The organism is Thalassotalea sp. SU-HH00458 (assembly GCF_040362795.1).
GTDB classification, from domain to species: domain Bacteria; phylum Pseudomonadota; class Gammaproteobacteria; order Enterobacterales; family Alteromonadaceae; genus Thalassotalea_H; species Thalassotalea_H castellviae.
This window is the reverse complement of the sequence record NZ_BAABWW010000003.1, coordinates 145,749-160,539: the sequence shown is the minus strand read 5'-3', so window position 1 is coordinate 160,539 and position 14,791 is coordinate 145,749. Positions and strand designations below refer to the sequence as shown.

Here is a 14,791-nt window from a genome sequence, read left to right as displayed (position 1 = left end):
AATTATGTTTTCATTAGAAGGAAAGGTTGCTTTGGTAACAGGCGCAAGCCGAGGTATCGGTAAAGCCATTGCTACTCAACTACAAACATTAGGTGCTACTGTTATCGGTACCGCGACTTCAGAACATGGTGCTGAAAAAATCAGTGATTATTTAGGTGCTGGTCAAGGCATGGTATTAAATGTGACTAGTGATGAATCAATAGCGTCATTATTTGAATCGATAAAAGATAGCTTTGGCGGTGTTGATATCTTAATTAATAATGCCGGCATCACTCGTGATAATTTATTTATGCGCATGAAAGACGATGAATGGCACGATATTATTGATACAAACTTGTCTTCTGTCTTTAAAATCAGTAAAGCGGTTATTCGTACTATGATGAAAAAACGCAATGGTCGTATCATTAATATTGGTTCGGTTGTTGGAACTATGGGAAATGCAGGTCAAGTTAACTACGCTACGGCAAAAGCAGGGCTTATTGGCTTTACCAAGTCATTAGCACGAGAAGTTGCCTCACGTGGCATTACCGTTAACACTGTTTCTCCAGGCTTTATCGACACTGACATGACACAAACGTTAACAGATGAGCAAAAAGAGGGTATATTCTCTCAAGTGCCTGCAAATCGTTTAGGTAAGCCTGAAGAAATTGCTAATGCTGTCGCTTTTTTAGCTTCAGATAACGCCGCTTATATTACCGGTGAAACATTACATGTAAACGGTGGCATGTACATGGTTTAATCAATATTGAACATTGAGATATTGATTAATCACGATAAAAAATTATAATTAAATTTATGTCTAAAGGTTAGACCAGTGCAAAAAGCAAAATTAGAAGCTTGCAAGGGACGCTTTAGACGAATACACTACACGCAATTTTGAAAAATTGTATTTTCTAGTAAAGGAAAAAAAATGAGTACTATCGAAGAACGCGTAAAAAAAATTACTATTGAGCAGTTAGGTGTAAGCGAAGACGAAGTGAAAACAGAAGCTTCATTCGTTGATGACTTAGGTGCAGATTCTTTAGACACAGTTGAATTAGTAATGGCGTTAGAAGAAGAATTTGATACAGAAATTCCTGACGAAGAAGCTGAAAAGATCACAACTGTTCAAGCAGCTATCGATTACGTTACTGCTAACCAGTAAGATTAGCTCGTTTATAGTGATGAATCAGGCGGTATAATTACCGCCTATTTTGTTTTTATATCTCAATAAAAGCTGAGTATATAAAGACAAATCCAACTCTTTCAAATATTCAATTCTATCGGAGGCAACTCTTCCTATGCGACGTGTTGTAATTACCGGTTATGGTATGCTTTCCCCATTGGGAAACAATGCTGAATCTACATGGCAAAATTTATTAGCGGGAAATAGCGGTATTGGTGCGATTGAGCATTTTGACGTTAGTAATTTTCCAACAAAATTTGCGGGTTTAGTAAAAGGTTTTGATCCTGAACAATTTGGTATCGCCAGAAAAGATACTAAAAAAATGGATTTATTCATTCAGTACGGCCTTGCTGCAGGTATTCAAGCTTTTGAACATTCTGGCTTAGAAGTCACAGAAGATAATGCTGAACGTATCGGTGTTGCGGTAGGTTCGGGTATCGGTGGCTTGTCTTTAATTGAAGAAAATCATACCAAATACCTCAAAGGTGGCGTAAGAAAGCTTTCACCATTTTTTTGCCCATCGACTATTTTAAATATGGCGGCAGGTCATTTATCGATAAAACTAGGGCTTCGCGGTCCTAATATTGCGATTGTCACGGCTTGTACTTCAGGTGTGCACAATATTGGTCACGCAGCTCGAATGATCATGCATGGTGATGCAGATGCAATGCTTGCTGGTGGTGCTGAGAAGGCATCAACGGAATTAGGTATTGGTGGCTTTTGTGCTGCAAGAGCTCTTTCTACACGCAATGATGACCCTCAAGCAGCAAGTCGACCGTGGGACAAAGACCGTGATGGTTTTGTGCTTAGTGATGGTGCTGGCATTGTTGTTGTTGAAGAATATGAACATGCTAAGTCGCGAGGCGCAACGATATATGCAGAAATTGTTGGTTTTGGTATGAGTGGTGACGCTTACCACATGACTTCACCGCCAAGTGATGGCGCTGGAGGTGCGTTAGCCATGAAAAATGCTCTACGTGATGCCAAGATTAATGCAGAGCAGGTTGGTTATATTAATGCGCACGGCACTTCGACGATGGCGGGTGATAAAGCTGAAACAAATGCCGTTAAATCAGTCTTTGGAGATGCTGCTTATTCGACAATGATGGGGTCGACTAAATCGATGACTGGTCATTTATTAGGGGCCGCGGGCTCTGTTGAAGCAATCTTTACCGCGCAAGCGTTATTTAATAATCAAGTGCCACCGACAATTAACCTCGATAATCCTGATGAAGGCTGTGATCTTGATTATATTCGCGGTAGTGCCCGAGATGTTGAATTAGAATATGCGTTATGTAATTCATTTGGTTTTGGTGGCACAAACGGTACTTTAGTACTGAAAAAAGTCAATTAATTTGCCTGTGTATTAATGTTAGCGATTGATTTAGCAGTAAATCGCTTGAAACGAAGCAATTGAAATGAAAAAGTATATAAGCCTGAATACTGTAGTGGTATTCAGGCTTATTTGTAAATACAATGACAAAGTTTCAAATTTAAAGATTCACAATTGTGCTAATTAATTATCAAACCATGAGTGATGCATGCTTTATTATTCAGTAAATGGTCAACCAAAATCTTCAATTGATATCAGTGATAGATCTATTGCTTACGGTGATGGCATTTTCACAACAGCAAAAATTGTTGATGGCCAAGTTCAATTTTTATCAGCACACCTTAATCGCCTTGCTGAGGGCTGTCATTATTTGAAAATAAACTTCATTCAAAGCCAAGCATTCGTTGATGAAATTGTAAATGTGGCCAAAGGTTTTACTACGGCAGTTTTAAAAATTATTGTCACCGCAGGATCCGGTGGCAGAGGTTATTCTCGTCAAGGTGTTAGTGGAGCTCAAGTTATTGTCTCAATTCATGATATGCCTACACATTATCAAGCTTGGTCGGAACAAGGGATAAGTCTTGTTAATAGTCATATTCAGTTAGGGTTAAATCCTTTATTAAAAGGGTTAAAGCATCTCAACCGCCTTGAACAAGTTTTAATTCGAGATGAATTAGATAATACGCCGGCTGATGATTTATTAGTGTGTGATTTAAATGGCTTTGTCGTTGAAACCAGTTGCGCTAATATATTCTGGCTGCGCGATGAGCAAGTTTTCACTCCCGTTTTAGACGATGCTGGAGTTCGTGGGCTTTATCGTCAAAATATACTGTCGTTTGATACTAGCATCAAACAAGTAAAAGAAAAAATGTCTGACTTAGCCGATATTTCAGCGATGTTTATATGTAATAGTGTGATGGGGATTGTTCCAGTAAAGAAATTCAATAATAACCAATTAGATACTGACTCAGTTATTCACTATCGTCACCAATACTTCAATTATTTTCTTGATAAAGAATGTGAAAAGGATCGTTAATTTGACTCGATTAACAAAAATTACCATTGCTGGATTTTTTATCGTTTGCATGTTTTTCATTGCTTTAGTGGCAGTTACTTATCTAAAAATTAATGATACTAATTTACTGGTTAAAGAAACCTTCATTACCATAGAACCTGGTACAACGTTTAATCGCTTCACTAAAAAATTGCAAAATAATGGCGTAGTGGCAACAAGGTTTTGGCTAAGAAATTATATTCGATTAAATAACCAGTATGCGCAAATAAAAGCTGGAACTTATTTAATAAAGCCAGGCCAAAGCTATCGGTCAATTTTATCGATGATCGCGCAAGGCGATGAACATCAATATTTTATTACGTTTGTCGAAGGTTCTACATTTAAGCAATGGTTAGCTCAATTAAAAGAGCGTAGCGAGATAACACAGCGCTTACAAAGTCCGGAATCAATTAGTCAAATGCTAGAGTCTTTTGGCATTAAACAAGCAAACCCAGAAGGGTTATTTTTTCCTGATACTTATGCCTTTACGTATAAAACAACGGATATAGAAGTACTTAAAAAAGCTTACTTAAAAATGAAGCAGCAATTAGATATTGCTTGGAATACTAGAGCGATAGGACTTCCGTATGAAAATGCGTATCAAGCATTAATTATGGCTTCTATTATCGAAAAAGAAAGTGGTCAATTCTCTGAACATAGAAGGATATCGTCTGTATTTATTAACCGATTAAATGAAAACATGCGCTTACAAACAGACCCAACCGTGATTTATGGCTTAGGTGAGCGATATCAGGGAGATATTAAACGAAAACATTTACGAGAAAAGACTCCCTATAATACTTATCGTATAAATGGATTGCCTCCAACACCTATAGCAATGCCTGGCTTATCAGCACTTGAAGCAGCAATGCATCCCGAAGAAACTGATTATTTTTATTTTGTCAGTAACGGTCAAGGAAAACATATATTTTCAACGACTTTAGCTGAACATAATAAGGCCGTAGCCAAGTATCAGTTGGGTAAATAAACAAACTGAGTAATTAAGAGATTTTATGAGTATTGGAAAATTTATCGTCATTGAAGGGATTGAAGGCGCAGGAAAGTCTTCAGCCATTGAAGTGGTGAAAAAAACCTTAGAAGAGTATCAGCAAGAGTATATTACCACTCGTGAGCCAGGTGGAACTTTATTAGCCGAGTCGTTACGTGAAATCGTTAAGTCTGCTGATCATAATGAAACGGTGACGCAAGAAACTGAATTGTTATTAATGTATGCGGCGCGAAGTCAATTATTAGCAAATCGTATATTGCCAGCTTTAAATGAAGGCAAATGGGTCATAGGAGATCGTCACGATCTTTCTTCAAGAGCCTATCAAGGGGGCGGGCGTCAGTTTGATGATAATGTCATGGATATGATCGCAAACGTTACACTCAAAGGTTTCAAACCAGACTTAACCTTATATCTTGATATTTCACCTGAGCAAGGTTTATCTCGCGCAGAGGCTAGAGGTGAGCTTGATAGAATAGAGCAAGAAAAGATTGATTTTTTTCATCGGGTTCGTGATAAATATTGTCAACTGGCAAAAAATGACAATACTATCATCACGATTAATGCTGGAGAGGATATGGTAACGGTTCATCAAAATATCCAACAACAAGTTGCCAGTTTTATTAAAAGCACTTTGGAAAGTGATAAATGAAACCTTGGTTAGCTGACAATAAAACTCATTTTATTGAGCTGTTAAAACAACAAAGTTTGCCTCATGCGATGATTTTGTCAGGTGTGCAAGGTGCAGGTAAAACAGAATTAGCTCGCTGGTTAACCAATACATTATTATGCCAAACGATACAAACCGAGCACTTGGGGAGTCTGGAAAATTTACAAAACATTCCATGTCGTCAATGTAAGTCTTGTAATTTATATCAACAACAGACACACCCTGATCATATTAATATCGAGTTAACAAGCACTAGTATTGGTGTCGATCAGATCAGAAATGTCAGCCGTTTTTTTGAAAAAACCGCGCAATTAGCCAGCAATCAGGTAGTCATAATAGAAAATGCAGAAGCGATGACAGAATCAGCAGCTAATGCATTGTTAAAAACGTTGGAAGAGCCAACGAACAATAGTTTTATTATTTTATTAGTACATGATGAGCAACGTTTATTACCAACTATTATTAGTCGCTGTCGCCATATACAACTCAAGCCTCCGACAGGGAATGAGTTATTAAAATATTTAGATAACCATCAGGCTGAGCAAGATCCTTTTATTAACTTAACACATTTATCAGAACTTAAAGATGAAGAATGTGCTCAACAATATCTGCAATTTAGTCAGAGTTTCATTCGATTTTTAATTGATAAAAATCAGAGAATGACTTTATTAAATCAAATGAACGCCAATGAAAACAGTGTCAATTGGTTAGAGAGAGTTATCACGAATTTGATGAGGTCTGAAACTAGCTGGATAAACCGTTTAACTGTTGATGGTCTTTCTGATGAGAAATTATTAGAATACTTAACAGACAACAAAGAAAAATTATGGCAAGTTTATTTATTGATCAAGCAATTTAATAAACAACGGCTTACTTTAGTCCAATTAAATATAGAATATCGCTTAGAGAAGTTGTTAGTTGATATTTGGATAACTATGAATGCAGTAGAGGAATAATATGGAACATTTGTACTTAGAGTTTGTCAACGATCGAGATTTATATCAATCTTATATGCCATTTGTAAAAAATGGTGGTTTATTCGTTAGAACAACCGAACACTTTGAATTAGATGTCGATATTGAATTACAAGTGTTGTTACCCGATTCATTAGAGCCGTCACAAATTATCGGGAAAGTTTGTTGGCTAACCCCTATTGGGGTACAAAATGGTACTCCAGCAGGTATAGGCATTACATTTGTCAAAGATCCCGATAATATGCGCAGTCAAATTGAAAAGGCCATTGGCAGACTTCTCAATTCATCAGATGCGACTTTAACCATGTAAAATTGCCCTACTGGCTAATTATTTTTCTTACTCAATTTAAATTTTATGGGAGTACTTCGTTGTACATAGATTCACATTGCCACTTAGATCGTCTAGATCTGACTTCATTTGATAACAACTTAGATAATGTTATTTCTGCTGCACAATTGGCACAGGTAAATCAACTATTATGTGTCAGTGTTACCTTAGAAGATTTTCCGTCAATGGCAGAGCAAACTGCAAAATACGAAAATGTATTGTTAACTTGTGGTACTCATCCTTTAAATCAAGGTGACGAAGTGGATCAAAACCTTTTGGCTGAATTATCACAATCTCCAAGAGTAGTGGCCATTGGTGAAACGGGGTTAGATTATTTTTATGCCCCTGAAACAAAAGCGGTGCAACTGGATTCATTTCGTAAACACGTTCGAGTTGCTAATCAGTTGAATAAACCATTAATTATTCACACTCGTGATGCACAGCAAGACACTCTAGATATTTTACGCGAAGAAAACGCGGAAAATGTTGGTGGGATCCTTCATTGTTTTACTGAAACCTGGGAAATGGCAGAGCAGGCCATTGCAATGGGCTTTTATATCTCATTTTCCGGTATAGTTACGTTTAAAAATGCCAGTGCATTACGGGAAGTGGCCAAGCAAGTGCCGGATGATAAAATTTTAATAGAAACTGATTCACCTTATTTAGCACCCGTTCCTCATCGAGGTACGCAGAATCAACCAGCCTATGTTGTTGAAGTCGCGAAACATTTAGCGAGCATTCGAGGACAATCAGTTGAGCATATTGCTAAAGTATCCACAGAAAATTTCAATCGACTATTTAAATTGAAATAAGCCACTTCGTCATTCTAATATTATTTATTTTTGGCAAAAGACGGTTTAATTGTGCCGATAAAAACAGCCCGAAACTACACCTAGTTCCGGGCTTAGGGGATGGCTCAAAAAGGAGATGAGCCGTGCGCTAATTAACAGGTTTTGTTACTAAAACAATAGAAAGCTTGCGAGCATTATTGGTTAATAATTCATCTGTAAAGTTAATTGTAGTGCAAAGTTTACTAATTGCTAATTTTATTTTTAATTAAATTTAACTTATTGTAAATAAAGGTGATTATTAAGTTTTACGATATTGCTGTCACATGATGTTCACCGCTTTTGTACGGTTAGTTCACAAGTTACTCACAGCTTTTCAGGGAAGGAATTCCTAACTATGTATTTAAGTCTCTAATTAACTATGCAATGATAATGTTTTCACCTTAAATAATTGAAATATACCGTGTTAAACCGTCTTTGGATCAGCTTTTTCCTTATTGCCTTTATAAGTGCACTTTATCAATGGTTAGTCTTAGATCAAATTCTGATTTTTGAGCAATTAGTAACTGCAATTTTTGATATGTCAAAAGTGACGGTTGATATCGCCATTGGCTTGATTGGTATTTTAAGTTTTTGGCTTGGGATGATGAAAGTAGCAGAGCATGCCGGATTAATCGAAAAATTATCTCGAGCAATTTCCCCCTTATTTAATAAACTCATGCCCGAGGTGCCTAAAGGACACCCAGCAATGGGTTCTATGACCATGAACCTTTCGGCTAATTTCTTAGGATTAGATAATGCTGCAACGCCCTTAGGTTTAAAAGCGATGCAAGACTTACAACAACTAAATCCAAAAAAAGATACCGCTAGTAATGCACAAATTTTATTTCTCGTGCTTAATACATCTTCTGTGACTTTATTTCCCGTTGCTGTGTTTGTCTATCGTGCTCAACAAGGTGCGGTAAACCCTACCGATGTTTTTATCCCAATTTTGTTAGCCACCTTTGCTTCGACCATTGCCGGTTTGCTGGCAGTTGCGACCATTCAAAAAATAAAACTGTATGATAAAGTCGTGTTACTTTATCTTTCTGCAGGTATCGCCGTTATTGGCGGAATAGCCGTATATTTTTCAACCTTAACAGCCCAAGCCTTAGCACAACAGTCTTCGTTATTTGGTAATTTATTGATATTTCTCACGCTGGTTATTTTCATCCTTAGCGCTATGCGAAAAAAAGTTGATGTTTATAATAGCTTCATTGAAGGCGCTAAAGAGGGTTTTGAAACCAGTATTAAACTGATTCCATACTTATTAGCAATGTTATGTGCCATCGGTGTTTTTAGAGCTAGTGGCGCGCTTGAGTTAATTGTCGACACTTTTAGGCAAGTTATTATCTTTTTAGGTTTTGATAGTAGGTTTGTCGACGCATTACCGACTGCAATTATCAAACCGTTAAGTGGCTCTGGCGCAAGAGCTATGATGATAGAAACCATGAATACTCATGGTGCAGACTCCTTCGCGGGGCGATTAGCGTCTATCGTTCAAGGCTCTACTGAAACGACGTTTTATGTACTTGCTGTGTATTTCGGCTCTGTAGGTATTCGTTATAGCCGACATGCTATCACTTGCGGGTTATTTGCTGATCTTGCCGGAATTTCTGCCGCAGTTTTTGTTTGTTATTGGTTCTTTGGTTAATCAACCTATCTCTGCTTACTTTCAACCACGTGACAGATGATTTTATTTTTTAAATTGTCGACAATATAGTGGGTTTGTACTTGACTAAAGCAATATTTCAACTATTATCGTTGTAAATATTTATAAGTGTCGACAATAATGGCGTTAGAAAACCCTACATTACAAACTCCAGTGACCACTGCCGATAAAGTTTTTCAACGCATGTTACATGCGATCGTCGAAGGACATATTCCTGCTGGCAGTAAAATAAGCGAGCCAGAGCTGGCGAAGCAATATCAAATCAGTCGTTCTACGCTAAGGGAAGCGCTTAATCGATTAGAGAAGTGCCATTTAATTGAACGTAAACCAAACATAGGCTCAAAAGTCGTTGAGTGTTCTATTGAAGGGTTACTTGAAATTTATGTGGTGCGTGAATCACTGGAAGGCATGGCGTGTCGACAAGCTGCTATGTATATGACAGATCGTGAAATAAGCGAGATGAAAGACATATTAACGCAGCATGCCAGTATGCAAGCGCTTAAAGAAGGAACAGCCTATTATCAAGAAGAGGGTGATCTTGATTTTCATTATAAAGTTATTCTAGGTAGTCATAATCAACAGCTGATCAATATTTTATGCGGTCAACTTTATCACTTAGTTCGAATGTATCGTTGCCAATTTGGCATGAATAGTCCAAGAGCCAGTAAAGCTTTTGAGGAACATTCGCGCATTATTGAGGCGATTGCTGATAGGGATGGCGAACTTGCTGAGATATTAATGAGGCGTCATATCGCAGCTTCACGGAAAAATATCGAAAATAAAATTGCTGAAAAAAACAGCAACACTCATTAACCAAGAGGACGTTTTTATGTCTGTAAAATTATCTCCAGGTGCTAAATTTAGACAAGCACTTCTTAATAATAAGCCTTTACAAGTGGTCGGCACTATCAATGCTTATTGCGCAATGATGGCGGAACAATTAGGCCATCAGGCTATTTATCTATCTGGTGGGGGGGTCGCAAATGCGTCATACGGTTTACCAGATTTAGGCATGACTTCGTTAAATGATGTGATTGCTGATGTACAACGTATTACTTCCGCTTCAAGTTTACCTTTATTAGTTGATATCGATACGGGTTGGGGTGGAGCATTCAATATTGCAAAAACTATTCGTGATATGGAAAAAGCTGGTGCCGCAGCAGTACATATTGAAGATCAAGTCGCGCAAAAACGTTGTGGTCATCGTCCTAATAAAGCGATTGTTTCAACGGAAGAAATGGTTGATCGCATCAAAGCGGCAGTTGATGCACGAACTGATGCTGACTTTTTTATTATGGCGCGCACAGACGCTTTTGCCCAAGAAGGTCTAGAAGCTGCTCTTGAGCGTGCTAAAGCTTATGTTGAAGCTGGTGCTGATGGTATTTTTGCTGAAGCCGTTAAAACGGAAGAGCATTATCGCGCGTTTACTGAAAACTTAAATGTTCCTGTTTTAGCAAATATTACAGAATTTGGCCAAACAGAATTATGGAATAAAACTCAATTAGGTGAGTGGGGCTGCGCTATGGTGCTTTATCCATTATCGGCATTTCGTGCAATGAACAAAGCAGCCGAGTCTGTTTATAAAACCTTATTAACTGATGGTGACCAAAAGGCAGAAATTACCAATATGCAAACCCGTATGGATTTGTATGACTACCTTGGTTATCACGATTATGAACAAAAATTAGATGCGTTATTTTCCGAAGAGAAAAATAAATAAAAGCAATGCTCGGTTACATGTAACCAAATAAAATGCTTGCGATAACGCATAAAAAATTAGAAATATGAGGAAGTTACAATGTCTAAAGAAAATTCGAATGCTAAAAAATTAACCGGTGCAGGCTTACGTGGTCAAAGTGCAGGCGAAACTAAACTTTGCACGGTAGGTAAGTCTGGTTCAGGATTAACTTATTGTGGATATGATGTCGCCGATTTGGCTGACAATGCCACCTTTGAAGAAGTGGCCTTTTTACTTTTTAATGGTGAATTGCCTAATGCTCAAGAATTGGCAACTTATAAAGCTGAGCTTGCTGCAATGCGTGATTTACCACAAGCACTAAAAGAAGTGTTACAGCGTATACCAGCAAATGCTCACCCAATGGATGTCATGCGAACGGGTTGTTCATTCTTAGGGAATATCGAACCAGAAAAAGATTTTTCAGAGCAAAATAAAGCCGCTAATCGATTGCTAGCCGCTTTCCCTGCCATTATGTGTTACTGGTATAAATTTAGTCATGACAATGTTGAAATTGATTGTGTTACGGATGAAGACTCATTAGGAGGGCACTTTTTACGTTTGTTAAATCAAACAGAGCCTTCTGAGCAACATCGTCGTGTTATGGACGTGTCTTTAATTTTATATGCTGAACATGAATTTAATGCGTCTACGTTTACCGCACGTGTTTGTGCATCAACTTTATCTGATATGTTTTCTTGTGTCACTGGCGCTATTGGTTCACTACGTGGTCCACTTCATGGCGGCGCGAATGAAGCGGCCATGGATATGATTCAAAAATTTAAATCTCCAGCTGACGCAAAAGAGCAAATGGCTGGTATGTTGGCACGTAAAGAAAAAATTATGGGGTTTGGTCATGCTATCTATCGTACGTCAGATCCACGTAACGTTATTATCAAACAATGGTCTGAAAAGTTAGCTGCTGAAAATGGCGACACGTCTTTATATGACATTTCAGTGGCCTGTGAAGAATTTATGTGGGATACCAAAAAGTTATTTTGTAATGCTGATTTCTTCCATGCCTCAACCTATAACTATATGGGCATTCCAACCAAGTTATTTACTCCTATTTTTGTGATGTCACGATTAACCGGTTGGGCGGCACATGTGATGGAGCAACGAGCAAATAATCGCATCATTCGACCGTCAGCTGACTATACTGGCTCAGAGCCACGTAAAGTCATCCCTATTACTGAAAGATAATTTAAGGTGAATTTGTCGTTATTTTCAACGGTAAACTAACCGCTATTTAAAAAGGTTGTTACTTAAATAACGGCCTCTTAATTGTTAGCAGTCAATTTCAAAGGAGTATTAATTGCTCCTTTTTCCATAGATAAAATTGGATACATTATGAATTACGATTATCGAAAACCTTTACCCGGTTATAAGCCAAATGGTGCAACGATAGATTTTTTTGATACCCGAGAAGCCATCGAAAACATTAAGCCGGGTTCCTATAAAAGATTGCCTTATACATCAAGAGTATTAGCGGAACAGTTAGTTCGCAAATGCGCGCCTAACGATTTAAAAGCTGCATTACTACAAATCATTGATAATAAACAAGATTTAGATTTTCCTTGGTACCCAGCGCGAGTAGTATGTCATGATATTCTTGGTCAAACAGCATTGGTTGATTTAGCCGGATTACGTGATGCTATTGCTGATCAAGGTGGTGATCCTGCAAAGGTGAATCCCGTTGTGCCAACCCAATTGATTGTTGATCATTCATTAGCTGTCGAGCATGGCGGTTTTGACAGCGATGCGTTTGCGAAAAACCGCGCCATTGAAGATCGACGAAATACTGATCGCTTCCATTTTATTGAATGGACAAAAACCGCGTTTAAAAATGTTGATGTTATCCCCGCGGGTAACGGTATCATGCATCAAATAAATTTAGAGAAAATGTCACCTGTCATTCAAGTCAGAGATGGTGTGGCTTTCCCTGATACTTGTGTTGGTACGGATTCTCATACGCCACATGTTGACGCTTTAGGCGTTATCGCTATTGGTGTGGGCGGTCTTGAGGCTGAAACCGTTATGTTAGGTCGGCCATCAATGATGCGTTTACCTGATATTGTTGGTGTAAAATTAATCGGTAAACGACAAGCGGGTATCACAGCGACCGATATCGTTTTAGCGATCACCGAGTTTTTACGAAATGAAAAAGTGGTTTCTAGTTATTTAGAATTCTTCGGTGAAGGCACCATTGATTTAACGATTGGTGATCGTGCCACCATTTCAAATATGACGCCAGAATACGGTGCGTCAGCTGGAATGTTTTATATTGATCAGCAAACTATCGATTACTTAACTTTGACTGGACGAGAGCCAGAGCAAGTAGCCTTAGTAGAAACATACGCTAAACATACAGGGCTATGGGCGGATGATTTAAAAGATGCTCAATATAAACGGGTGTTAACATTTGATTTATCAACGGTAGGTCGTAATATGGCCGGGCCGTCAAACCCTCACCGACGTTTAGCTACCAGTGATTTAGCCTCAAAGGAAATTGCTAAAAATTTAGCAGGTTGTAAACAACAAGAAGCCGCAGGTGAAATGCCTGACGGCGCAGTGATCATCGCGGCTATCACTTCATGTACTAATACGTCTAATCCACGTAATGTCGTTGCGGCTGGACTTATTGCTAAAAAAGCAAACGAGTTGGGCTTACTGAGAAAACCCTGGGTTAAAACATCCTTTGCTCCTGGCTCTAAAGTGGCCAAACTATATTTGGAAGAAGCAGGCCTGTTAGAGGAAATGGAAAAATTAGGTTTTGGTATTGTTGGTTATGCCTGTACTACTTGTAATGGTATGTCTGGCGCATTAGATCCGAAGATCCAACAAGAAGTTATTGAACGTGATTTATACGCCACGGCTGTATTATCGGGCAACCGCAATTTTGACGGTCGTATTCATCCCTACGCAAAACAAGCATTTTTAGCATCTCCGCCACTAGTTGTCGCATATGCAATTGCCGGTACGATGCGTTTTGATATTGAAAAAGATGTTTTAGGGCAAGATAATCAAGGTAATGATGTCACCTTAAAAGATATTTGGCCATCTGATGAAGACATTGATGCGATTGTTACATCCTGTGTGAAACCTGAACAATTTAAGAAAGTTTATACACCGATGTTTGATTTAGGCGCATTTGAGCCAGCGAAAAGTCCGCTTTATCATTGGGATGAGAAAAGCACATATATTCGTAGACCTCCATATTGGGAAGGTGCGCTTGCTGGTGAAAGAACCATGACAGGTATGCGGCCTTTAGCTGTGTTAGGCGACAACATTACGACGGACCATTTATCTCCTTCGAATGCGATTCAGCTTAATAGTGCGGCAGGGGCATATTTAGATAAAATGGGCTTACCAGAAGCTGATTTTAATTCGTACGCAACGCATCGAGGTGATCACTTAACGGCGCAACGCGCAACTTTTGCTAACCCTAAGTTATTTAATGAAATGTGTCAGGATGAACAAGGCAATATTATTCAAGGTTCGTTAGCGCGTATTGAACCAGAAGGTACACAAAGCCGCATGTGGGAAGCAATAGAAACCTATATGGCACGTAAACAGCCGTTGATCATTATCGCTGGTGCTGATTATGGTCAAGGCTCTTCACGTGATTGGGCGGCTAAAGGTGTTCGTTTAGCCGGCGTAGAAGTTATTGTTGCAGAAGGTTTTGAACGTATTCACAGAACTAATCTCATTGGGATGGGGGTTTTACCGCTTGAATTTATTCACGGTGAAACGCGTCATACCTACAATATTGATGGCAGTGAAACATTTGACGTTAAAGGTAACACGTCGCCAGGCGGTAACATGACAGTGGTAATGACACGTCAAAAAGGTGAACATGCAGGTGAAGTGATAGAAATAACCACTAAATGTCGATTAGATACAGCTGAGGAAGTCATTGTTCATGCCGCTGGTGGGGTTTTACAAAAGTTTGCCAGTGATTTTCTTCAATCAAACGTATAACGCCTTTTTGATTTAATCGTTATGTCAATGGTGTTTTCTTGACAAA

General features: G+C 38.5%; 14 protein-coding genes. All 14 read left to right on the top strand.

What is annotated here, in order from left to right; genetic code table 11:
- Positions 1-4: 4 nt before the first annotated feature.
- The 14 genes from fabG (at position 5) to acnD (ending at position 14,745) form a co-directional block, all read left to right on the top strand.
- Complete coding sequence (fabG, locus tag ABXH06_RS05960) at positions 5-739, top strand: 3-oxoacyl-ACP reductase FabG (RefSeq protein ID WP_311575807.1); 735 nt, start codon at positions 5-7, stop codon at positions 737-739.
- Between the two features lie 171 nt (positions 740-910).
- Positions 911-1,144: an acyl carrier protein gene (gene acpP, locus ABXH06_RS05955; RefSeq protein WP_303452042.1), complete on the top strand. Its 234-nt coding sequence runs from the start codon at positions 911-913 to the stop codon at positions 1,142-1,144.
- A 136-nt stretch (positions 1,145-1,280) separates the two neighbouring features.
- Entirely contained in the window at positions 1,281-2,519 is a 1,239-nt protein-coding gene (gene fabF / locus ABXH06_RS05950) for a beta-ketoacyl-ACP synthase II (RefSeq protein WP_353517602.1), read from the top strand.
- Between the two features lie 187 nt (positions 2,520-2,706).
- Entirely contained in the window at positions 2,707-3,534 is an 828-nt protein-coding gene (gene pabC, locus ABXH06_RS05945; RefSeq protein WP_353517601.1) for an aminodeoxychorismate lyase, read from the top strand.
- Position 3,535: 1 nt separating this feature from the next.
- The gene (mltG, locus tag ABXH06_RS05940; RefSeq protein ID WP_353517600.1) at positions 3,536-4,540 is read left to right on the top strand and encodes an endolytic transglycosylase MltG; all 1,005 of its coding nucleotides are present in this window, start codon (positions 3,536-3,538) and stop codon (positions 4,538-4,540) included.
- A gap of 25 nt (positions 4,541-4,565) precedes the next feature.
- Positions 4,566-5,210 carry a dTMP kinase gene (gene tmk, locus ABXH06_RS05935; protein WP_353517599.1) on the top strand — a complete coding sequence of 215 codons (645 nt, stop codon included), beginning with the start codon at positions 4,566-4,568 and terminating at the stop codon, positions 5,208-5,210.
- The gene (holB, locus tag ABXH06_RS05930) at positions 5,207-6,184 is read left to right on the top strand and encodes a DNA polymerase III subunit delta' (protein ID WP_353517598.1); all 978 of its coding nucleotides are present in this window, start codon (positions 5,207-5,209) and stop codon (positions 6,182-6,184) included. The genes tmk and holB overlap by 4 nt, the downstream gene beginning before the upstream one ends.
- 1 nt (position 6,185) lies before the next feature.
- Positions 6,186-6,512 carry a PilZ domain-containing protein gene (locus ABXH06_RS05925; protein ID WP_311575793.1) on the top strand — a complete coding sequence of 109 codons (327 nt, stop codon included), beginning with the start codon at positions 6,186-6,188 and terminating at the stop codon, positions 6,510-6,512.
- A 59-nt stretch (positions 6,513-6,571) separates the two neighbouring features.
- Positions 6,572-7,342 (top strand): TatD family hydrolase, encoded by a 771-nt coding sequence (locus ABXH06_RS05920; RefSeq protein WP_353517597.1) that lies wholly within the window; start codon positions 6,572-6,574, stop codon positions 7,340-7,342.
- A gap of 439 nt (positions 7,343-7,781) precedes the next feature.
- Entirely contained in the window at positions 7,782-9,011 is a 1,230-nt protein-coding gene (locus tag ABXH06_RS05915; RefSeq protein WP_311575789.1) for a spore maturation protein, read from the top strand.
- A 138-nt stretch (positions 9,012-9,149) separates the two neighbouring features.
- Positions 9,150-9,842, top strand: a complete 693-nt coding sequence (locus ABXH06_RS05910; protein ID WP_311575787.1) for a GntR family transcriptional regulator — start codon at positions 9,150-9,152, stop codon at positions 9,840-9,842.
- Positions 9,843-9,858: 16 nt separating this feature from the next.
- Positions 9,859-10,749, top strand: coding sequence for a methylisocitrate lyase (gene prpB / locus ABXH06_RS05905; protein ID WP_353517596.1), 891 nt, complete (start codon positions 9,859-9,861; stop codon positions 10,747-10,749).
- A 78-nt stretch (positions 10,750-10,827) separates the two neighbouring features.
- Complete coding sequence (gene prpC / locus ABXH06_RS05900) at positions 10,828-11,967, top strand: bifunctional 2-methylcitrate synthase/citrate synthase (protein ID WP_353517595.1); 1,140 nt, start codon at positions 10,828-10,830, stop codon at positions 11,965-11,967.
- 147 nt (positions 11,968-12,114) lie between these two features.
- Positions 12,115-14,745: a Fe/S-dependent 2-methylisocitrate dehydratase AcnD gene (gene acnD / locus ABXH06_RS05895; protein WP_353517594.1), complete on the top strand. Its 2,631-nt coding sequence runs from the start codon at positions 12,115-12,117 to the stop codon at positions 14,743-14,745.
- Positions 14,746-14,791: the final 46 nt, after the last annotated feature.